The sequence below is a fragment of the Fulvimonas soli genome, assembly GCF_003148905.1.
GTDB lineage: Bacteria > Pseudomonadota > Gammaproteobacteria > Xanthomonadales > Rhodanobacteraceae > Fulvimonas > Fulvimonas soli.
In genome coordinates this window covers 86525-107415 of record NZ_QGHC01000005.1, presented here as the reverse complement: position 1 = coordinate 107415, position 20891 = coordinate 86525, and the positions used below count along the sequence as shown (strand labels likewise).

Below are 20891 nucleotides of genomic sequence, written 5' to 3'. Positions count from 1 at the left end.
TCAGCGCACCTTCAACGTCGCCAGGCCGACCAGCACCAGCACCACGCTGATGATCCAGAAGCGCACGATCACCCGCGGCTCGGGCCAGCCCTTCAGCTCGAAGTGGTGGTGGATCGGCGCCATGCGGAAGATGCGCCTGCCGGTGAGCTTGAAGCTGGCCACCTGCAGCATCACCGAGACCGTCTCCATCACGAACACGCCGCCCATCACGATCAGCACGATCTCCTGCCGCACGATCACCGCGACGGTCGCCAGCGCCGCGCCGATCGCCAGCGCGCCGACGTCGCCCATGAACACCTGCGCCGGGTAGGTGTTGAACCACAGGAAGCCCAGCCCCGCGCCGGACAGCGCGCCGCACACGATCGCCAGCTCGCCCGCGCCGGGGATGGGCGGGATGCCCAGGTACTCGGAGAACACCCGGTTGCCGGCCAGGTAGGCGAACACGCCCAGCGCGCCGGAGACCAGCACGGTCGGCATGATCGCCAGGCCGTCCAGGCCGTCGGTGAGGTTCACCGCGTTGGAGAAGCCCACGATCATGAAGTAGGCGATCACCACGAAGAACAGCCCCAGCGGCACCGCCACCTGCTTGAACAGCGGCACGAACAGCGCCGTCTCCGGCACCGGCGCCAGGCCGGTGGCGTGCGGCGCGGTGTGGTAGAGGAACAGCGCGGCCGCCAGGCCGAACACCGACTGCCAGAAGTACTTCCAGCGCGAGGCCAGGCCGCGGCTGTCCCTCAGCACCAGCTTCTTGTAGTCGTCGTAGAAGCCGATCGCGCCGAAGCACACCAGCACCGCCAGCACCGTCCACACGTAGCGGTTGTGCAGGTCGGTCCACAGCAGCGTGCTGATCGCCACCGCGAGCAGGATCATCACGCCGCCCATGGTCGGCGTGCCGGCCTTGGACAGGTGGCTCTGCGGGCCGTCCTTGCGCACCACCTGGCCCGCCTTGAGCGCGGCCAGCTCGTTGATCATGCGCGGCCCGAACAGCAGCGACAGCGCCAGCGCGGTGAGCGCGGCCATGATCGTGCGGAAGGTGATGTACTGGAACAGGTGCAGGGCGGTGAAGTGCCGCGCCATCCAGTCCGCCAGTTCAAGCAGCATCGGATGCGCCCTCCCCTTGCCCGCCGTTCTTCAGCGCGGCCACCACCTGCTCCATGCCGGCCGAGCGCGAGCCCTTGACCAGGCAGGTGACGCCCGCGTGCAGCTGCCGCTTCAGCGACGCCGCCAGCGCCGCCTTGTCGGCGTGGTGCTCGCCGCCCGCGCCGAAGGCTTCCGCCGCCGCCGCGGCCAGCGGGCCGGCGGCGAACAGCCGCTCGATCCCCGCCGCCTTCGCGCGCGCGCCGATGCCCGCGTGCAGCGCGCGCGCCCCGGCGCCCAGCTCGGCCATGTCGCCCAGCACCAGCCAGCGCTCGCCGGACGCCAGCGCCAGCGTGTCGATCGCCGCGCCGACCGAGCCGGGGTTGGCGTTGTAGCTGTCGTCGATCAGCGTCCAGCCGCCGGGCATCGCCTCGGCGCGCAGCCGGCCGGCCACGCCGGGCGCCTGCTCCAGCCCTTCCACGATGGCGGCCAGCGGCACCTCCAGCGCCAGCGCGATGGCCGCCGCGGCCAGCGCGTTGGCGACGTTGTGGCGGCCCGGCAGCGGCAGGTCCACCTCGGCGTCGCCCTGCGGCGTGCTCAGCACGAAGTCCGAGCCGTCCACGCGCAGCGCCACGATGTCGGCGCCGACGTCGGCCTTGTGGTCCAGCCCGAAGCGCAGCGTGCGGCGCGCGCCGGCCAGGCCGGCGAAGAAGCCGGCGAAGGCGTCGTCCGCGTTGATGATCGCCACGCCGTCCGCGGGCAGCGCCTGGTACAGCGCGCCCTTGGTCTCGGCCACGCCTTCCACGCTGCCCATGCGCTCAAGGTGCGCCGGCGCGATGGTGTTGACGAGGCCGATGTCGGGCCGCGCGATGGCGGCGAGGTAGGCGATGTCGCCGGGCTTGCCCGCGCCCATCTCCAGCACCGCGTACTCGGCGTCCTCCGGCATCGCCAGCAGGGTCAGCGGCAGGCCCAGCTCGTTGTTGTAGTTGCCGGCGTTGACGTGGGTGCGGCCGTGGCGCGAGAGGATCGAGGCGGCGAGCGTCTTCACCGTGGTCTTGCCGTTGGAGCCGGTGATGCCGACCACGCGCGCGCTGCGCTGCGCGCGCACCGCGCTGGCCAGGTCGCCCAGCGCCAGCGCGCTGTCGCCCACCAGCACCTGCGGCAGCGGGCCGTCCACCCGGCGCTCGACCAGCGCGGCCACCGCGCCGCGCGCGGCGGCGTCGGCGAGGAAGTCGTGGCCGTCCACGCGCTCGCCCTTGATCGCCACGAACAGGTCGCCCGGGCGCAGCCTGCGCGTGTCGATCGCCACCCCGGCGACGTCCGCGTCGGCGCCGAGCAGGCGGCCGTGGGTCCACAAGGCGATGGCGCTCAGCCGCATCATGCGTTCTTCTCCAGCAGAGCGCGCGCCACCGCGAGGTCGTCGAACGGGCGCTTGCCGCCCGGGCCTTCCTGGTAGGTCTCGTGGCCCTTGCCGGCGACCAGCACCACGTCGCCCGGCCGCGCCTGCGCCAGCGCGTGACCGATCGCCGCGGCACGGTCGCGCAGCACCGTGGCGGGCCGGGCCATGCCGGCCAGGATCTGCGCCACGATGGCGTCGCCGTCCTCGCCGCGCGGGTTGTCGTCGGTGACGATCGCCACGTCGGCCAGCCGCTCGGCGATCGCGCCCATCTGCGGGCGCTTGCCGGCGTCGCGCTCGCCGCCGCAGCCGAACACGCAGATCAGCCGTCCCGCGCAGTGCGCGCGCAGCGCGGACAGCGCCTGCTCCAGCGCGTCGGGCGTGTGTGCGTAGTCGACCACCACCAGCGGCCGCTCCGCGCCGCCGCCCAGGCGGTTCATGCGGCCGGGGATCGGCCCGAGCGCCTCCAGCGTGTCCGCGATCCGCGCGAACGGCATCTCCAGCGCGCCGAGCGCGCCCGCCACGGCGAGCAGGTTGGCCACGTTGAAGCGCCCCAGCAGCGGGCTGCGCAGGGGCCGCTCGCCCCATGGCGTGCGCAGCGTGAAGGCCAGCCCCTCGGTGGAGGTGGCGACGTCGCGCGCGGCGAGCTCGGCGCCGGCGTCGCCCGCGGCGCTGTAGCGCAGCGCGCGCACGCCCGGCGCCAATCCTGCGGCCAGCGTGCGGCCGAAGGCGTCGTCGACGTTCACCACCGCGGCCTGCAGGCCCGGCCAGGCGAACAGCTTCGCCTTGGCCGCGCCGTAGGCCTCCATGCTGCCGTGGTAGTCCAGGTGGTCGCGGGTGAGGTTGGTGAACACCGCCACCTGGAACGCCACCGCGCCCACGCGGCCCTGTTCCAGCGCGTGCGAGGACACCTCCATCGCCACGTGGGTGGCGCCCTGCGCGCGGAAGTCCGCCAGCAGGCGCTGCACGCTGATCGCGTCCGGCGTGGTGCGCTCGCCCTCGCGCAGCTGCCCGTGCAGGCCGGCGCCGAGCGTGCCGATGGTGGCGGCGCGGTGGCCGAGCCGGCTCAGCGCCTGCGCCAGCAGCTGCACGGTGGAGGTCTTGCCGTTGGTGCCGGTGACGCCGACCACGTGCATCGCCTCGGACGGGCGACCGTAGAAGCGCGCGGCGATCTCGCCGACCTGCCGGTGCAGGCCGTCGATCCACAGCAGCGGCGCGCCGGCCTCGTCCGCCGGCTGCGGCGGCGCCTCGGCCAGCACCACCCGCGCGCCGCGGCGCACCGCGCCCGGCGCGAAGGCGATGCCGTGCTCGCGGGTGCCGCGCAGGGCCAGGAAGGCGTCGCCCTCGCGCACCTGGCGCGAGTCGAGCGCGAGCCCCGAAACGGCCAGGTCGCCGAGCCCGGCGGGGTCGGCGATGCCGGCGAGCAGCTGGGAGAGCGGGCGCGCCGTCATGGGTTCGGGTCCTCGATCGGCTCGTCGTCGATCGACACGTCGTCCTTCGGCTTGGCGCCGACCAAGCCGCCCTGGCCCTGCAGCGGGCCGCCCGCGTACCAGCGCCCGATGTTGTCCGGCGGCACGTCGAGCAGGCGCAGCGCGCCCTCCATCACCTTGGCGAACACCGGGCCGGAGACCATGCCGCCGTAGTAGCTGCGCTTCTTCGGGTCGTCGATGATCACCACGCCGACCAGGCGCGGGTCGGTGGCCGGCACCATGCCGGCGAAGGCGGCGGTGTAGTTGTTCTTGGCGTAGCCGCCGGCGGAGGCCTTGTGCGCGGTGCCGGTCTTGCCGGCGACGATGTAGTTGGCCACCTGCGCCGCGGTGGCGGTGCCGCCCGGCGCGGTCACCGTCTCCATCATCTTCACCACCTGCGCGGCGATCTCCGGTGTGACGATGGCTCTGGGCTCGTTGATCGCGTCCTTGACGAAGGTGGGCGAGTGCATCACGCCGCCGTCGGCCAGCGTGGCGTAGGCGTTGGCCAGCTGCAGCGGGGTCACGTTGAGGCCGTAGCCGTAGCCCATGATCGCCTTCTCCAGCGGGCGCCAGTCGCGGCCGACCTTGAGGTAGCCGGAGGCCTCGCCGGGAAAGCCGCTGTTGGTGCTGTTGCCGAAGCCGAACGCGCGGTAGGTGTCGTACATCAGCGCGGTGTCCAGCTGCATCGCGATGTGCGCCGCGCCCACGTTGCTGGACTTGGTGATCACCCCGGTGGGCGTCAGCACGCCCCAGTTGTGCGTGTCGTGGATGTCGTGGCCCTGGAAGAACCAGTGCCCGCCGCCGGTGTCGATCAGCGGGCTGGTCGGGGTGAACCTGCCGCTGGCCAGCGCCGCGGTCATCAGGATCGGCTTGACCGTGGAGCCGGGCTCCAGCACGTCGGTCATCGCGCGGTTGCGCCGCTGCGCGGCCGAGCTGCCGCGCACCGCGTTGGGGTTGTAGGTGGGCAGGTTGACCATCGCCAGCACCTCGCCGCTCTTCGCGTCGAGGATCACCATCGAGCCGGACTCGGCCTCGAACTGCTCCAGCGCGCTCTTCAGCTCGTTGTAGGCGAGGAACTGGATGCGCCGGTCGATGCTGAGCGTGAGGCTCTTGCCCGGCTTGGGCTCGCGCACCAGCTCGACGTCCTCCACCACGTGGCCCATGCGGTCGCGGATCACCCGCTTGGCGCCGGGCTTGCCGGCCAGCCAGTCGTCGAAGGCCAGCTCCAGCCCCTCCTGGCCGTGGTCGTCGATGTTGGTGAAGCCGAGCACGTGCGCGGTCACCTCGCCCGAGGGGTAGTAGCGCTTGTACTCGCGCTGGCCGTTGACCCCGGGGATGCCCAGGTCCAGCACCGCCTGCGCCGCCTCCGGCGGCATCTGCCGGCGCAGGTAGACGAACTCGCGGTCGGAGCGCTGCGCCAGCCGTTCCTTCAGCTCGGCCGCGTCCACGCCCAGCGCGCGCGCCAGCTCGGGGATGCGCTCCTCGTTCTCCAGCACCTCCGGCGGGTTGGCCCAGATCGAGACCACCGGGGTGGATACCGCCAGCGGCTCGCCGTTGCGGTCGAAGATGGTGCCGCGCGACACCGCGATCGGCATCTCGCGCAGGAAGCGCGCCTCGCCCTGCTCCTGGTAGAACTGCTTGCGCACCACCTGCAGGTCGAACGCGCGCGCGAGCAGGCCCAGCGCGGCCAGCACCAGCACGGCCACCACCACCGTCATGCGGCGCCGCGCGCTTGGCGCGGCGACACGGCGGCGGCTCGACTGGGTGAGGGCGACGGGACGGGGGCGCAGGGTCATCGGCGCACCAGCTGGACGTCCTGCGGACGCGGCATGACCATGCCGAGCTTGCTGCGCGCCTCCTCGTCGATGCGGCGCGGCTCGGCCCAGGTGGCCTGCTCCAGCTCCAGCCGGCCGTACTCGATGTTGAGCTCGTCGCGCTGGTTCTGCAGCCCGCTCAGCTGCACGAACAGCACGCGGCTCTCGTGGCGCGCCCACACCACGCCGATCGCGCTGGCCAGCACGGCCAGCAGCAGCACCACCAGGGCCACCGCGCCGGCGGCCTTCATGCGAGCTTCTCCGCCACGCGCAGCACCGCCGAGCGGGCGCGCGGGTTGGCCGCCAGCTCGGCCTCCGCGGGGAAGCACGGCTTGCCCACCGCCTTCAGCCGCGCCGGCGCCGCGGCGACCGGCGGGCCGCGCCGGCTGCCCTGCACGCGGCCCTCGTGGTCGCGGATGAAGCGCTTGACCGCGCGGTCCTCCAGCGAATGAAAGCTGATCACCGACAGGCGGCCGCCCGGCCTGAGCAGCGACAGCGCCGCGTCGAGGCCCCGCCCGAGCGATTCCAGCTCGCCGTTCACGCGGATGCGCAGGGCCTGGAAGCTGCGCGTGGCCGGGTGCTTGCCCGGCTCGCGGCGGCCGACGGCGCGCTCGATCAGCGCGGCCAGCTCGCCGGTGCGGGTGATCGGCCGCTCGGCGCGCTGCGCGACGATGGCGCGGGCGATCTTCCGGCTGAAGCGCTCCTCGCCGTAGGTCCACAGCACGTCGGCGATCTCGCGCTCGCCGGCGCGCGCGAGGAAGTCGGCCGCGCTCTCGCCCTGGGTGGGGTCCATGCGCATGTCCAGCGGCGCGTCGGCCATGAAGCTGAAGCCGCGCGCGGCCTCGTCCAGCTGCGGCGAGGACACGCCGAGGTCGAGCAGGATGCCGTCCAGGCCGCCGGCGGTCTCGTCCCACTCGGCCATGGAGGAGAAATTGGCGTGGCGGATCGCCACGCGCGGGTCGGCGCCGAACTCGGCGCGCGCCGTGGCGACCGCCTGCGGGTCGCGGTCCATCAGCAGCAGGCGGCCGGCGGGGCCCAGGCGCGACAGCACGGCGCGGGCGTGGCCGCCGCGTCCGAAGGTGCCATCGAGATAACGCCCGCCTGCCCGCACGGCGAGTCCCTCCACTGCTTCGCCCAGCATCACCGGGATGTGCCGCAACTCACGCTCGGCCATGCCGCACTCCCGCTCCCGTCCCGCACATCCGCGCCGCGCCCTTACAGGCGCAGCTCGGCCATTTCGTCGGTGATCTCGTCTTCGCCGATGGTCTGGCGGATCTTGGCCAGGTGGGCCTGTTCGCTCCAAAGCTCGAACTTGTTGCCCATGCCCAGCAGCACCGCCTTCTTCTCGATGCCCGTGGTCGCGCGCTGGCTGGCCGGCAGCAGGATGCGCGCGGCGCCGTCCGGCTCGACCACCGCCGCGGCGCCGACCAGTTTCATCTGCATGTCCCGATGGGCCGCCTTGACCTTGGGCAGCGCGTTCACCTGGTCGCGCACCTGCTCCCACTCCGCGTACGGGAACAGCCACAGGCAGCCCGTCTCGAAGGGGTTGTAGGTGATCACCAGCCGGTTCGCGCACGCGCCGGCGACCAGCTCCCGATACGCGGTCGGGATGGCCAGCCGGCCCTTGTCGTCGACGGTGATGGCGGTCTCGCCCTGGAACACGACCCAAGTGACTCCACTAATTCCCACGATTTCACACTGAATGCCACGATAGTCTCGCCGCCTGAGACTGTCAAGCGATTTTCTTTTGTGAATCAAGGAGAAAGGCGAAGCTGGGGCAGAAATTCCAGCATTTTCGAGGAAGCCTCCAGAGGTGCTTGAAAGCTGGAGCTTTTTTGCGCAGACGCCTGTACCCGCCGGTCGCCACCCCGGCGCCGCGCGCGGGCACGGCATGAACGGGCCATTCACCTGGCCGGCGCGCGCCCGCCCCGGCCCTGCCGGGGCCGGGGAAGGAACGGCGGGAAAAGGTGGAGTCGGCCTGTAAGCCGGGTTCTGTACGCCTTGCGGCGCGACAGTCATTCCTCTCGGCCAGGCGTCGCCGCCTGGCTCCAGCGACCTACCCGGGAACAACGCGGGCCGCGTTATCGTTCCCCTATTCGGTCTTGCTCCGGGTGGGGTTTACCGTGCCGTGCGGCGTTGGCCCCGCACGCGGTGCGCTCTTACCGCACCGTTTCACCCTTGCCTGTGCCCTTGCGGGCCATCGGCGGTCTGCTCTCTGTTGCACTGGCCGTCGGCTCGCGCCGCCCAGGCGTTACCTGGCACCCTGCCCTGCGGAGCCCGGACTTTCCTCGACGCAGCATGTGCGACGCGACTGTCCGGCCGACTCCACGTGACATTGTAGAGGGATGAGGGGCGAGTGGCGAGGGCGCGACGGCCGTTCTCGGCAGCGAGCCGGGCGACGCATCGCGGGCTGGCGCCCTCGCCACTCGCCCCTCACCCCTGGTACAGCGCCTTGCGCGGCGCCCCGCTGATCGCCGCCGCCAGCTTGGCCGCCTTCGCCGGCGGCAGCTCCTCGCGCAGGATCGCGAACACGCGCTGCCCCTCGGCCAGCCGCGCGTCGGCCTCCTCGCCGCGGCCGGCGACCAGGATCACGCATTCGCCGCGCTGCTGGTCCGGGTCGGCGGCCACGCGGGCGGCGAGCTCGCCCAGCGGCTCGCCGAGCACCGTCTCGAACAGCTTGGTCAGCTCGCGGGCCAGCACCGCCTCGCGCGGCGCGCCGAACGCGTCGCGCATGTCGGCCAGGCTCTCGGCCACGCGGTGCGAGGACTCGTAGAAGATCAGCGTGCGCGCCTCGCCCGCCAGCTCGCGCAGCCGCGCCTGCCGCGCCGCGGCCTTGGGCGGCAGGAAGCCCTCGAACACGAAGCGGTCGCTGGGCAGGCCGGCCACCGACAGCGCCGCGATCGCGGCGCAGGCGCCCGGCACCGGGATGCAGCGGATGCCCGCCGCGCGCGCCGCGCGCACCAGCCGGAAGCCGGGGTCGCTGACCAGCGGCGTGCCGGCGTCGGAGATCAGCGCCACCGACTCGCCGCCGAGCAGGCGCCGCACGATCGCGTCCACCGCCTCGCGCTCGTTGTGCTCGTGCAGCGCGAGCAGCGGCGTGGCGATGTTGTGGTGGAGCAGCAGCGGGCGGCTGTGGCGGGTGTCCTCGGCGGCGATCACCGCCACGCCGCGCAGCGTCTCGACGGCGCGCGCGGAGAGGTCGTCGCGGTTGCCGATCGGCGTGGCGACCACCCACAGGCAGCCCGGCTGGACTTGTGACATCGGCGACGTTTCCCTGGCCGCGGCGCGGCGATCCGATCGGCTATGATCGCGCACTTGCCACGCCAACGCGCCGAGGACCTTTCATGCGCCCGTACCGCGCCGCAGGCACCGGCCTGCTGATCGCCCTCCTGCTGAGCGGCTGCGTGCCTACCGCCGTGGTGCACACGCCCGCCGAGGTCGCCGCCGAACAGGCGGCCGCCGACCTCGCCCGCCAGGGCCAGCTCGACCAGGCGGCGCAGGCCTACCTCAGCCTCGCGCAGCAGTCGCGCGAGCCGGACCGCTACCTGCTGCTGGCCGCCGAGACCTACCGCCAGGAAGGCGCGCTCGACCGCGCCGCGCCGCTGCTGGCGAGGATCCGCGCCGACCGCCTGCAGGGCGACGAGCCGGCGCGCTACGCGCTGCTGCGCGCGGAGACCGCGCTGCAGCAGGGCGACGCCGCCACCGCGCTGCAGCTCACCACGCAGCCGGGCCTGCAGGTTCCCGACGCCCTGCGCCTGCGCCTGCTGGAGCTGCGCGCCCGCGCGATGGAGGCCAGCCACGACGACTGGGGCGCCGCGCGCACGCGGGTGGAGATGGACGAGCAGCTGAGCGGCCTGGACCAGACGCAGAACCGCAAGCAGATCATCGACCTGCTGGCCGGGCTCGGCGTGCCGGCGCTCAAGCAGCGCGCCGGCGCGATGCAGCCGGACGACCGCATGCTGACCTGGGTGAACGAGGCGCTCAGCCGGCTCGGCGTGGCGGTGGCGCGACCGCAGCCGGAACTCAACCAGCCGGTCGGCACGCTGCTGCCCGGCGCCGAGGCCACCGTGCGCGAGGGCTTCCGCATGCCGGCCAAGGTGGCGCTGCTGCTGCCGCTCGACGGCGCGTTCGGCGACGCCAGCAACGCGATCCGCGAGGGCTTCTTCGCCGCCTACGCCGACGACGCGCACAACCACGCGCCGCGCGCCGAGGTGCGCGTGTACGACAGCCGCGGCGACGCGGCCGGCGCGGTGCAGGCCTACCAGCAGGCGGTGAACGACGGCGCCCAGCTGGTGGTCGGCCCGCTGACCCGCGCCGAGGTGTCCGCAGTGTTCGGCCAGGCGCAGCTGCCGGTGCCGCTGCTCGCGCTCAACCATCCCGACGACCGCAGCCTGCCCGCCAGCGGCGCCAGCGAGTTCGGCCTGCTGCCGGAAACCGAGGGCGCGCAGGCGGCCGACCACCTGGTCGAGCGCGGCCTGCACCGCGCCTACGTGATCGTCTCCGGCGCGGACTTCGCGCAGCGCGCGGCCAGCGCGTTCAAGGCCGAGCTGGAGGCGCGCGGCGGCAGCGTCGCCGGCATGGCCACGCTGCCGGCCGGCGGCGTGAACTACGCCGCCACCATCGCCGGCCTGCACATTCCGCCCGCGGCGCCGGCATCGGACCCCGCCCCGGCGCCGGCCGCGTCGACGCCGACCGGCGCGGCCGCGGCCCCGCCCGGCGAGACCGCCGCCGGGACCGGCGACGCCGGCATCTTCATCAGCATGCGCCCGCAGGACGCGCGCCTGCTGCTGCCGCAGCTGCAGCTCGCCCGCGTCGCGCTGCCGGTGTTCGGCACCTCGCACGTGTACGCCGGCGTCGACGACGCGGGCGCCGACAACGACCTCAACGGCGTGGAGTTCTGCGACGCGCCGTGGCTGTTCGACGCGCAGCCCGGCCTGCCCAGCCACGCGCAGATCGCCGCGGCGCTGCCGAGCGCGCGCGGCACCCTGGCGCGGCTGTTCGCCTTCGGCATGGACGCCTGGAGCCTGGTGCCCTACCTGGACTGGCTGCGCGGCCACCCGGGCAGCTACCTGCCCGGCGCCAGCGGCCAGCTCACCGCCGACCAGTTCGGCCGCGTGCGCCGCGTGCTGGTCTGGGCCAAGTTCGTCGACGGCCTGGCGCGCCCGCTGGGCGGCAGCCTGGAGCTGGACAACGCGCCCGCGGGCACCCCGCCGGCGCCGGCCGGCAACGGCGCGCCGCAGGACGGCGGCAAGTCCTGATGCGCGCCGCCGGCGGCGTCTTCGAGCGGCGCGCCTGCGCGGCGCTCGAACGCGCGGGCCTGGCGCTCCTGGCGCGCAACTACGCCACCCGCCACGGCGAGCTCGACCTGGTGATGCGCGAGGGCGACACCGTGGTGTTCGTCGAGGTGCGCCACCGCGCGCGGGCCGGCCACGGCGACGCCGCCGCCTCGGTCACCCGGGCCAAGCAGGACCGGCTGATCCGCACCGCCGAACTGTGGCTCGCCGCCCACCCGCAGCACGCGCAGCGCGCCTGCCGCTTCGACGTGGTGAGCTTCGACGGCCCCGGCGAGTCGGCGCGGATGGACTGGCTGCGCGGCGCCTTCGAGGTCGCCTGAGCGACGTTAGCGATCCGCCTGTGCCCCGAGCCGTCCGCGGGCGGACCAGGGAAGAGCGAAGGGATGAGCGCCGGTCCACGACGGCGCGGCATGGTGAGCGTGGGGCGATGGTCCGCGCATCGCGGCCGGAGGCCGCTCGCACAAGGCTGGCGAGGCCCCTGTGGGAGTGGCCTCCGGCCGCGACAAATCCACCGTGTGTGTGGTCGAACCCGGCTTTGCCTGGCCGAAGAAGCATGCACGAGGGGAAGAGCGGCGAGCGCTGCCCCACACCCACCCTCGCTTCGTCCGCCGGCCTTCCTGGCGCTCTTCCCCGGAAGACTTTGGGCCGGCCCCGAGAGGCGGCATCCGCCATGCGGCGTTGCAATACCGCGCCGATGGTGTTACCAATGGCCGCGTGATCACCTTCGCCACCCGCCGCTGCTACTTCTGGTTTTACGGCTATCCGATGCCGGCGGCGGAGGCGAGCGCGCGACCCCAGTAACACCAGGTCACACCGAATCCCTCGAAGAGCCGCCAGCCACCCTGGCGGCTTTTTTCATGGCCGCCGGACCACCGACAAGGAACCGCAGCCGTGCCCCAGCCCAACGACGACCTCCGCATCCATGCCCTGCAGGAGCTGATCGCGCCCGCCGCGCTGATCGCCCACCTGCCCGCGCCGCCGCGCGCGGTCGACACCGTGGCCGCCGCGCGGCGCGCCGTGCACCGCATCCTGCAGGGACGCGACGACCGCCTGGTGGTGGTGGTCGGCCCCTGCTCCATCCACGACCCCGCCGCCGCGCTGGACTACGCCCGCCGCCTCGCCGCGCAGCGCGGGCGGCTGGCCGGCGAGCTGGAGATCGTGATGCGCGTGTATTTCGAGAAGCCGCGCACCACGGTGGGCTGGAAGGGCCTGATCAACGACCCCGACCTGGACGGCAGCTTCCGCATCGACAAGGGCCTCCACCTGGCGCGCCGCCTGCTGCTGGACATCAACGCGCTGGGCCTGCCGGCCGGCACCGAGTTCCTCGACATGGTCACCCCGCAGTACATCGCCGACCTGGTGGCGTGGGGCGCGATCGGCGCGCGCACTACCGAGAGCCAGGTGCACCGCGAGCTGGCCAGCGGGCTGTCCTGCCCGGTGGGCTTCAAGAACGGCACCGACGGCAGCGTGCGCGTCGCGGTGGACGCGGTGCTGGCCGCCGCGCAGCCGCACCATTTCATGGCGGTGACCAAGGAGGGCCGCACCGCCATCGCCGCCACCACCGGCAACGCCGACTGCCACGTGATCCTGCGCGGCGGCCCGCAGCCCAACTACGACGCGGCCAGCGTGGCGCAGGCCTGCGCCGTGCTCGAGGGCGCCGGGCTGCCCGCGCGCGTGATGATCGACGCCAGCCACGCCAACAGCCGCAAGAAGCCGGAGAACCAGCCGGCGGTGGTCGAGGCGATCGCCGCGCAGATCGAGGCCGGCGAGCGGCGCATCGTCGGCGCGATGGTGGAGAGCCACCTGGTCGCCGGCCAGCAGTCGCTGCTGCCCGGCGTGCCGCTGGTCTACGGCCAGAGCATCACCGACGGCTGCATCGGCTGGGACACCACGGTCGAGGTGCTGGATCGCCTGGCCGAGGCGGTGCGGCGCCGGCGCGACGCCACCCCGTGCGGCGCCACGGCGGACGCCGCGGCCGCCTGACCGCTTGCTCCCTCTCCCCTCCGGGGAGAGGGCCGGGGCGAGGGGCCGACCTTGCGACGATGCTGGAACGGGGCGCGCTTCCAACAACAAGCGCTTCCGCAAGATTGACCCCTCATCCCGACCTTCTCCCCGGAGGGGAGAAGGAGTCGAACCGGCGCTGGCGGCTGGCGAAAACCGGCATACTTCATCCCATGCCGCTGCACTCACCGCTGCTCGACCGCCTGCGCGAGATCTTCGGCCCCGCCGCCTGCGCCGCCGACGAGGCCAGCCGGCTCGCCTACGCCTACGACAACTCGCGCCTCGACGCGCTGCCCGACGCGGTGGTGTTCCCCACCGGGCACGCGCAGGTGGAGGCGCTGGTGCGCGCCTGCCGCGAGCACCGCGCGCCGCTGGTCGCGCGCGGCCGCGGCAGCAACACCACCGGCGCCACCGTGCCGGTCGCGGGCGGCGTGGTGGCGAGCTTCGAGCGGATGAACCGCATCCTGCGCATCGACCCGGACAACCGCCTCGCGGTGGTCGAGCCGGGCGTGCTCAACGGCGACCTGCAGAAGGCGCTCATCGCCCACGGCTTCTTCTGGCCGCCCGACCCCAGCTCCGCGCCCTGGTGCAGCATCGGCGGCAACCTCGCCTGCAACGCCGCCGGCCCGCGCGCGGTGAAGTACGGCACGCCGCGCGAGAACACCCTGGGCCTGCGCGCGGTGGCCGGCACCGGCGAGGGCTTCCGCTGCGGCACCTGGACCAGCAAGGGCGCCACCGGCTACGACCTCACCCGCCTGCTGATCGGCTCCGAGGGCACGCTGGCGGTCGTCACCGAAGCCACGCTCAAGCTCACGCCCAGGCCCTCGGCGATCCGCACCCTGCGCGCCACCTACCGCGACGTCGACGCCGCGGCGCGGGCGGTGGCGCGGATCATGGCGCAGCCGGCGACGCCGTGCGCGCTGGAGTTCATCGACGGCGTGGCGCTCAGGCTCGCCCACGACTACGCGCCGGACGCCGGCGTGCCGCTGGCCGGCGCGCTGCTGATGATCGAGGTGGACGGCGAGCCGGACGCGCTGCCCGCCGCGGCCGAGGCGGTGGCGCGCGCGGCGCGCGGCGACGGGCTGGAGGAGCTGCGCATCGCGCGGGACGCCGTCGAGACGCAGGCGCTGTGGTCGGCGCGCAAGGCGCTCTCGCCCGCGCAGCGCACCATCGCGCCGGACAAGATCAACGAGGACGTGGTGGTGCCGGTGAGCCGGCTGCCCGAGCTGGTGGCCGGCATCAAGCGGCTGGCGGCGCAGCACGACGTGCTGATCGTCAGCTTCGGCCACGCCGGCAACGGCAACCTGCACGTGAATCTGCTGCCGCGCGACGCCGCCGAGCGCGAGCGCGCGCATGCCTGCCTGGCCGAGGTGTTCGCGCTGGTGGTGGAACTCGACGGCACGCTGTCCGGCGAGCACGGCATCGGCATCGCCAAGCGGCCGTTCATGCCGCTGGCGCTGCAGCCGTCCACGCTGGGGCTGATGCGTGCGGTGAAGCAGGCCTTCGACCCGGACGGCATCCTCAATCCGGGCAAGCTGCTGCCGTGAGCGTTCCGGGCATGGTCCCCATGGATACGGATACGAGCGGCCGCCACGCACGCAACGCGCGCGGCATCGTTCCGGCACGGGCCGGAAGCCGGTGAAGCGGCACGTCGCAACGCAACGGCCCGCCCCATGACGGCAGCCCTGGACGCCCTGCTCGCCGAGGCCCGCGCCTGCCGGCTGTGCGCGGCGCAACTGCCGCTCGGGCCGCGCCCGGTGCTGCAGGCCGCGGCCACGGCGCGGCTGCTGATCGTCAGCCAGGCGCCGGGGCGCAAGGCGCACGAGACCGGCATCCCGTTCAACGACGCCAGCGGCGACCGCCTGCGCGCGTGGCTGGGCGTGGACCGCGCCGCGTTCTACGACGCGCGGCGCATCGCCATCGTGCCGATGGGCTTCTGCTTTCCCGGCACCGGCAAGGGCGGCGACCTGCCGCCGCGCCCGGAGTGCGCGCCGGCCTGGCATCCGCGCCTGCTGCCGCGGCTGGCGCAGGTGCGGCTGACGCTGGCGATCGGCCAGTACGCGCAGGCCGGCCTGCCCGGCGAACGCCGCGGCCGCACGCTCACCGGCACCGTGCTGGCCTGGCGCGAGCACCTGGCGCGGGGCGTGCTGCCGCTGCCGCACCCCAGCCCGCGCAACCGGCTATGGCTGAAGCGCAACCCGTGGTTCGAGGCGGAACTGCTGCCGGAGCTGCGCCGGCGGGTCGCTGCATTGCTGGCCACGCCCTGAAAATGCGCGGCGCACATCGCAGCGTGTGATCCCGTGCCTTCGCCACGAAATCGGCACGCGCCGGAAGCGCCGGCGGCGGCGCGACCGCCGTGGCCGAGCGACGCGGCTACGCCGCCTGCCCCTCGCTCAGGCGCTGCGCCGCGCCAGGATCAGGTGCAGCCCGAACGCGACGAACACCGCGCCGGCCAGGCCGTCGATCCAGCGCGACAGGCGCAGGTAGCCGCGGCGCACCGCCGGCAGGCCGAAGCACAGCGCGACCACCGCGAACCAGACGAAGGTCTCCGCCGTCACCAGCAGCCACAGGCCCCAGCGCGCGGCGACGCCGACGCCGTCGCCCAGCAACGCGGAGAACACGCTGCCGAAGTACACCACCGCCTTGGGATTGGACAGGTTGGTGAGCAGCCCCGCGCGCAGGCAGCGCCAGTCGCCCTGCTGCAGCGCGGGCGCGTGGCCGTGGCCCGCGCCGCCGCGCCAGGCGCCGTGCAGCATGCGCAGGCCCATCCAGGCGAGGTAGAGCCCGCCGGCCAGCGCGATCAGCCGCTCCAGCCAGGCCAGCCGGTGCAGCAGCAGCTGCAGCCCGAGCAGCGCCAGCGCCGCCCACACCGCCACGCCCAGCGCGATGCCGGCGACGCCGAACAGCGCCTGCCGGCGCGAGCGGCTCACCGCGGTCTGCGAGACGAAGAAGAAGTCCGGCCCCGGACTCATCAGCGCGATCAGCTGCACCAGTGCGATGGTGAGGTAGAGGCCCATGGACGGACTCCGCGAACGGGGAATGGAGAACGGGCGACCAGTCTAGGCGCACGGGCCGCGTGGCGCCATCGCATGGCCGCGTGCGCCCCGCTGCGCCGGGACGTACTCTTCGGGAACCCGCGCCCTGCCGATGGAGGCTTTCGATGACGCGCCGCACGCTTGCCGCTTGTCTCGCTCTTGCAGGCGTCGCCTGCGGCGCCCCGGCGGGACCGTCCGCCCGCGCCGCCGACGCGCCGGTCCCGCCGTCGAGCACCGCCACGCCCGCCGCCGCGCCTCCGATGCCGGTCGAGGCCATGCGCGCCCAGCTCGCCGACTGGGCGAACCTCGCGCGCTACCGCGCGGAGAACGCGGCGCTGCCGCCGCCCGCGCCGGGCGAGCGGCGCGTGGTGTTCATGGGCGACTCGATCACCGACGCCTGGGGCCGCCAGGTCGGCGCGTTCTTCCCCGGCAAGCCCTACGTCAACCGCGGCATCAGCGGGCAGACCACGCCGCAGATGCTGGTGCGCTTCATGCCCGACGTGGTGCGGCTGCGCCCGGCCGCGGTGGTGATCCTGGCCGGCACCAACGACATCGCCGGCAACACCGGCCCGGCCACGCCGCGGATGATCGAGGACAACCTCGCCGCGATGGCGGCGATCGCGCGCCAGCACGGCATCAAGGTGGTGCTGGCCTCGATCCTGCCGGCGGCGGCCTACCCGTGGCGACCGGGCATCCGGCCGGCCGCGGAGATCCGCCAGATCAACGGCTGGATCCGCGACTACTGCGCCCGCGAGGGACTGGTCTACCTCGACTACCACGCGGCCCTGGCCGACGCCGGCGGCGGCATGCGCCCGGGGCTGTCCTCCGACGGCGTGCATCCCACCGCGGCCGGCTACGCGCTGATGGCGCCGCTGGCCGAGGCCGCCATCGCCAGGGCGCTGGGCCGCTGACCGGCGCCCGCCGCGGCGCGCCTTGCCCGTGCCCGGCGGCTTCCTCTACCCTGCGCCGGTTTGCGGCTGCGGGCGATTCCCCGGCCTGATCTCCAAGGGGAAACACATGCCGGACCTTCGCCCATGAGCCTCAAGCTCCGCCTCGTCGTGATGAACTTCCTGCAGTTCTACGTGTGGGGTTCGTGGCTCACCACCATCGGCGCGTACTGGTTCCAGACCCGCCACTGGGGCGGCGCGCAGTTCGGCGCGATCTTCTCCACCATGGGGCTGGCCTCGCTGTTCATGCCCGCCATCGCCGGCATCGTCGCCGACAAGTGGATCAACGCCGAGCGCCTGTACGGCGCGCTGCACCTCGCCGGCGCGGCGATGCTGTTCGTCGTGCCCACGATCGACAACCCCGGCACGCTGTTCTGGGTGATGCTGGTGAACATGTGCTGCTACATGCCCACCATCGCGCTGTCGATCACGGTGGCCTACAACGCGCTCAAGACCGAGGGCGTGGACATCGTGGCGGTGTACCCGCCGATCCGCGTGTGGGGCACGGTGGGCTTCATCGTGGCGATGTGGACCACCAGCCTGCTGCACCTGGAGACCAGTCCCGCGCAGTTCCACGTGGCCGGCGTGGCGGCGGCGCTGCTGGGCCTGTACGCCTTCACCCTGCCGCCCTGCCCGCCGCGCGACACGCGCCATTCCTCGCTGGTGGACGTGCTGGGGCTGCGCTCGTTCGCGCTGTTCAAGAGCTACAAGATGGCGGTGTTCTTCCTGTTCGCGATGGCGCTGGGCGCCGCGCTGCAGCTGACCAACGCCTACGGCGACACCTTCCTGCACGACTTCGGCAAGGTGCCCGCGTACCAGGGCCTGCTCACGGTGCGCTACCCGAACATCGTGCTGTCGATCTCGCAGATGTCGGAAACGCTGTTCATCCTCACCATCCCGTTCTTCCTCAAGCGCTTCGGCATCAAGAAGGTGATGCTGATCAGCATGGTCGCCTGGGTGCTGCGCTTCGGCCTGTTCGCCTACGGCAACCCGGCGGAGCTGCTGTGGATGCTGGTGCTGTCCAACATCGTCTACGGCATGGCGTTCGACTTCTTCAACATCTCCGGCTCGCTGTTCGTCGAGGGCCAGGCCGACCCGAAGATCCGTGCCAGCGCGCAGGGTCTGTTCATGCTGATGACCAACGGCGTGGGCGCGGTGCTGGGCAGCTCGATCAGCGGGCTGGTGATCGAGCGCTGCTTCACCGCGCCCGACGGTGCGCTGCAGTGGCATGGCATCTGGCTCAGCTTCGCCGGTTACGCGCTGGTGGTGGCGGTGCTGTTCGCGGTGCTGTTCCGCCACAGGCACGAGCCCGAGGGACTGCGGGGCGCCGTGGCGCACTGAACGACGGAAGGGCGGCTCCGGCCGCCCTTTTCCGTTCCGCCACTTCCGGGCCGACCACGCCGCGCCTGCGGCGGGCGGCTACAATGGCCGGATGCAGATCGGCCCCTACCGCATCGACCCGCCCGTGGTGCTGGCGCCCATGGCCGGCGTCACCGACAAGCCGTTCCGCCTGCTGTGCAAGCGGCTGGGCGCGGGCCTGGCCGTGTCGGAGATGACCACCGCCGACCCGAGGCTGTGGCACACGCGCAAGTCGCTGCGGCGCATGGACCATGCCGGCGAGCCCGAGCCGGTGAGCGTGCAGATCGCCGGCTACGACCCGGCGATGCAGGCGGAAGCCGCGCGCTTCAACGTCGCCAACGGCGCGCAGATCGTCGACATCAACATGGGCTGCCCGGCGAAGAAGGTGTGCAACGTGTGGGCCGGCTCCGCGCTGCTGCAGGACGAGCCGCTGGTGGCGCGCATCTGCCGCGCGGTGGTCGCGGCGGTGGACGTGCCGGTGACGCTGAAGATCCGCACCGGCTGGGACCGCGAGCACAAGAATGCCTTGACCATCGCGCGCATCGCCGAGGACGCCGGCATCGCCGCGCTGGCGGTGCACGGCCGTACCCGCGCCGACAAGTACGAGGGCGAGGCCGAGTACGAGACCATCGCCGCGGTGAAGGCCGCGGTGCGCATCCCGGTGCTGGCCAACGGCGACATCACGACGCCGCGGAAGGCGAAGCAGGTACTCGACGCCACCGGCGCAGACGCGGTGATGGTCGGGCGCGGCGCGCAGGGACGGCCGTGGATCTTCCGCGAGATCGCGCACTACCTCGCCACCGGCGAGACGCTGCCGGAGCCTTCGCCCGCCGAGGTGGCCGCGATCCTGCTGGGCCACCTGGAGCAGCTGTACGCCTTCTACGGCGGGCAGGCCGGCGTGCGCATCGCGCGCAAGCATCTCGGCTGGTACGCCAAGGACCGGCCGGAGAACGCCGCCTTCCGCCACGTGGTCAACCGCGCGGAGACGGCGGCCGAGCAGCTGCGCCTGACCCGCGACTACTTCGACGCGCTGGCCGCGGGCGTGGCGCTGGCGGCGTAGGCCAGATTCTCTCCCTTCTCCCTGCGGGAGAAGGTGGCCCGCAGGGCCGGATGCGGGTACGGCGAAGCCTCGACGCCCCGCGCTGACCGAACCCCTCGCCCGCCTGCCGGCACCCTCTCCCAGTGGGAGAGGGAGGCAAATGCGAAAGGGTCCGGCTTTTTTTTCACTTCTCCCGGAGGAAGAAGACCCAAGTCCCGTGGACCGGGGGCCGATGCGGCATCAGCGCGTGCGGAAGCCGTAGTCGGCCAGCACCGGCTTGAGCGCCTCGATCCACAGCGCGTATCCGGCCGGCTTCATGTGCAGGCCATCCTCGCGGAACAGCTCCGGCCGCGGCTTGCCCTGCGCGTCGAGCATGCGCGGCGCGATGTCCACGAAACGCACGTCGCGCTGCGTCGCCGCCCAGGCGCGGATCAGCCCGTTGGCCTCGCGCATCGCCGGCCACAGCGACCAGCGCGCCACGCTGGGCTTGATCGAGATGTACGCCACCGGCACGCCGGGCAGGTCGCGCCGCACGCGCGCCACGAAGGCCTCGAAATCCCGCGCCACGCGCTGCGGCGAGTGCCCCTCGAAGACGTCGTTGTCGCCCGCGTACATCACGATCAGGCGCGGGTGGTAGGGCGTCACGATGCGGTCGGCGTAGTAGGCGGAATCCTCGATCGCCGAGCCGCCGAAGCCGCGGTTGATCACCGGGACGCCGGGGAAGTCCGCCGCCAGCGAATGCCAGTAGTTGATCGAGGAGCTGCCGATGAACAGCACGCCGTGCTGCGACGGCGGATGGAGGCGGTCCTGCGCCGCGAAGGCGTCCATCGCCGGCTTCCACTGCGCGGGGCCGGCGTCCTGTGCCTGCACCAGGCCCGCGCCCAGCAGCAGGACCAGCAGCAGCCAGACCCGGCGCCACCCGGCGGTGCGTGGGTTCATCGTCATCGTCCATCCTCCATCCGCGACAGCCGCACGACGCGGCCTCAACGCATTATGGAAGCCGCGGGACCATGGGGCGAATGCTCCGCGCGGCGCGCGTGCAACGCGGCCGCACGATGCCTGACCATCGCGCATGCCACGCTCGCGCAGGACGGCGCGATGCAGACGTCATGTCGCTCCCGCCGCACGGCTACGGCGTCGCGCCGTCCTCGACGGGGTGATGCCCGGCCACATCCGCTCGCGCTCGCCAAAAAAGGTCCGGCGATGCCGCCTCACGCGGCCCGCTGCGGACGTCGCGGGAATATGCGCTTGAGAACGATTCCTATCAAGCAAGCGCCGCGGCGTCGCAGTCCCGCGCCGCATGGGGCGCCGATCGCCTGCGCCTGGTGATGGACGTCCAGACGGCCGATCCGCGCGGCAGCGCCTTCGCCCGACTGGTGGAATGCCGGGCCTGGTGCGGCCGCGGCGAGCCCGCACCCGCGGCGGTCTGGACGCCCGCACCCGGACGAGGCGATGCCCGC

Annotated in this window: 18 protein-coding genes and 1 other RNA gene; 8 read left to right on the top strand and 11 right to left on the bottom strand. The window is 73.2% G+C overall.

Features of this window, described 5'->3' with window-relative positions:
- From mraY to rsmI, 9 genes are all read right to left on the bottom strand, one after another.
- On the bottom strand, nucleotides 1-1101 hold the full coding sequence (gene mraY / locus C7456_RS07760) for a phospho-N-acetylmuramoyl-pentapeptide-transferase (RefSeq protein ID WP_109723181.1): 1101 nt from the start codon (nucleotides 1099-1101) through the stop codon (nucleotides 1-3).
- Nucleotides 1091-2458, bottom strand: a complete 1368-nt coding sequence (locus tag C7456_RS07755) for a UDP-N-acetylmuramoyl-tripeptide--D-alanyl-D-alanine ligase (RefSeq protein ID WP_109723180.1) — start codon at nucleotides 2456-2458, stop codon at nucleotides 1091-1093. Before C7456_RS07755 ends, mraY begins: the two co-directional genes overlap by 11 nt.
- On the bottom strand, nucleotides 2455-3924 hold the full coding sequence (locus C7456_RS07750; RefSeq protein ID WP_109723179.1) for a UDP-N-acetylmuramoyl-L-alanyl-D-glutamate--2,6-diaminopimelate ligase: 1470 nt from the start codon (nucleotides 3922-3924) through the stop codon (nucleotides 2455-2457). Before C7456_RS07750 ends, C7456_RS07755 begins: the two co-directional genes overlap by 4 nt.
- Nucleotides 3921-5738, bottom strand: coding sequence for a peptidoglycan D,D-transpeptidase FtsI family protein (locus C7456_RS07745; RefSeq protein WP_245889801.1), 1818 nt, complete (start codon nucleotides 5736-5738; stop codon nucleotides 3921-3923). Before C7456_RS07745 ends, C7456_RS07750 begins: the two co-directional genes overlap by 4 nt.
- Complete coding sequence (gene ftsL, locus C7456_RS07740) at nucleotides 5735-6007, bottom strand: cell division protein FtsL (RefSeq protein ID WP_109723177.1); 273 nt, start codon at nucleotides 6005-6007, stop codon at nucleotides 5735-5737. The genes C7456_RS07745 and ftsL overlap by 4 nt, the downstream gene beginning before the upstream one ends.
- Entirely contained in the window at nucleotides 6004-6930 is a 927-nt protein-coding gene (gene rsmH / locus C7456_RS07735; RefSeq protein ID WP_109723176.1) for a 16S rRNA (cytosine(1402)-N(4))-methyltransferase RsmH, read from the bottom strand. The genes ftsL and rsmH overlap by 4 nt, the downstream gene beginning before the upstream one ends.
- Before the next feature lie 41 nt (nucleotides 6931-6971).
- Nucleotides 6972-7418, bottom strand: a complete 447-nt coding sequence (gene mraZ, locus C7456_RS07730) for a division/cell wall cluster transcriptional repressor MraZ (RefSeq protein WP_170120194.1) — start codon at nucleotides 7416-7418, stop codon at nucleotides 6972-6974.
- 303 nt (nucleotides 7419-7721) lie between these two features.
- An RNA gene (gene rnpB / locus C7456_RS07725) (RNase P RNA component class A) lies at nucleotides 7722-8083 on the bottom strand.
- 106 nt (nucleotides 8084-8189) lie between these two features.
- Entirely contained in the window at nucleotides 8190-9017 is an 828-nt protein-coding gene (gene rsmI, locus C7456_RS07720) for a 16S rRNA (cytidine(1402)-2'-O)-methyltransferase (protein WP_109723174.1), read from the bottom strand.
- Nucleotides 9018-9100: 83 nt separating this feature from the next.
- Between rsmI and C7456_RS07715 the strand changes: the two genes are divergently transcribed.
- The 5 genes from C7456_RS07715 to C7456_RS07695 all read left to right on the top strand — a co-directional run bounded on the left by C7456_RS07715 (nucleotide 9101) and on the right by C7456_RS07695 (nucleotide 15318).
- Nucleotides 9101-11014: a penicillin-binding protein activator gene (locus C7456_RS07715; protein WP_109723173.1), complete on the top strand. Its 1914-nt coding sequence runs from the start codon at nucleotides 9101-9103 to the stop codon at nucleotides 11012-11014.
- Nucleotides 11014-11370: a YraN family protein gene (locus tag C7456_RS07710; protein WP_109723172.1), complete on the top strand. Its 357-nt coding sequence runs from the start codon at nucleotides 11014-11016 to the stop codon at nucleotides 11368-11370. Before C7456_RS07715 ends, C7456_RS07710 begins: the two co-directional genes overlap by 1 nt.
- A gap of 571 nt (nucleotides 11371-11941) precedes the next feature.
- The gene (locus C7456_RS07705) at nucleotides 11942-13033 is read left to right on the top strand and encodes a 3-deoxy-7-phosphoheptulonate synthase (protein WP_109723171.1); all 1092 of its coding nucleotides are present in this window, start codon (nucleotides 11942-11944) and stop codon (nucleotides 13031-13033) included.
- Between the two features lie 191 nt (nucleotides 13034-13224).
- The gene (locus tag C7456_RS07700; RefSeq protein WP_109723170.1) at nucleotides 13225-14598 is read left to right on the top strand and encodes an FAD-binding oxidoreductase; all 1374 of its coding nucleotides are present in this window, start codon (nucleotides 13225-13227) and stop codon (nucleotides 14596-14598) included.
- Between the two features lie 126 nt (nucleotides 14599-14724).
- The gene (locus tag C7456_RS07695) at nucleotides 14725-15318 is read left to right on the top strand and encodes a uracil-DNA glycosylase family protein (RefSeq protein ID WP_211306286.1); all 594 of its coding nucleotides are present in this window, start codon (nucleotides 14725-14727) and stop codon (nucleotides 15316-15318) included.
- Nucleotides 15319-15444: 126 nt separating this feature from the next.
- On the opposite strand, the gene C7456_RS07690 is transcribed toward C7456_RS07695, so the two are convergent.
- The gene (locus tag C7456_RS07690; protein ID WP_109723169.1) at nucleotides 15445-16068 is read right to left on the bottom strand and encodes a LysE family transporter; all 624 of its coding nucleotides are present in this window, start codon (nucleotides 16066-16068) and stop codon (nucleotides 15445-15447) included.
- Between the two features lie 293 nt (nucleotides 16069-16361).
- On the opposite strand from C7456_RS07690, the gene C7456_RS07685 reads away from it, so the two are divergent.
- The 3 genes from C7456_RS07685 to dusB all read left to right on the top strand — a co-directional run bounded on the left by C7456_RS07685 (nucleotide 16362) and on the right by dusB (nucleotide 19452).
- Nucleotides 16362-16997 (top strand): SGNH/GDSL hydrolase family protein, encoded by a 636-nt coding sequence (locus tag C7456_RS07685; RefSeq protein WP_425454628.1) that lies wholly within the window; start codon nucleotides 16362-16364, stop codon nucleotides 16995-16997.
- A gap of 123 nt (nucleotides 16998-17120) precedes the next feature.
- Nucleotides 17121-18374, top strand: coding sequence for a nucleoside permease (locus tag C7456_RS07680; RefSeq protein ID WP_109723167.1), 1254 nt, complete (start codon nucleotides 17121-17123; stop codon nucleotides 18372-18374).
- A 91-nt stretch (nucleotides 18375-18465) separates the two neighbouring features.
- The gene (dusB, locus tag C7456_RS07675) at nucleotides 18466-19452 is read left to right on the top strand and encodes a tRNA dihydrouridine synthase DusB (RefSeq protein WP_109723166.1); all 987 of its coding nucleotides are present in this window, start codon (nucleotides 18466-18468) and stop codon (nucleotides 19450-19452) included.
- A gap of 219 nt (nucleotides 19453-19671) precedes the next feature.
- Here the strand turns inward: dusB and C7456_RS07670 are convergent, their stop codons facing one another.
- The gene (locus tag C7456_RS07670) at nucleotides 19672-20376 is read right to left on the bottom strand and encodes an SGNH/GDSL hydrolase family protein (protein ID WP_109723165.1); all 705 of its coding nucleotides are present in this window, start codon (nucleotides 20374-20376) and stop codon (nucleotides 19672-19674) included.
- Between the last annotated feature and the right edge of the window lie 515 nt (nucleotides 20377-20891).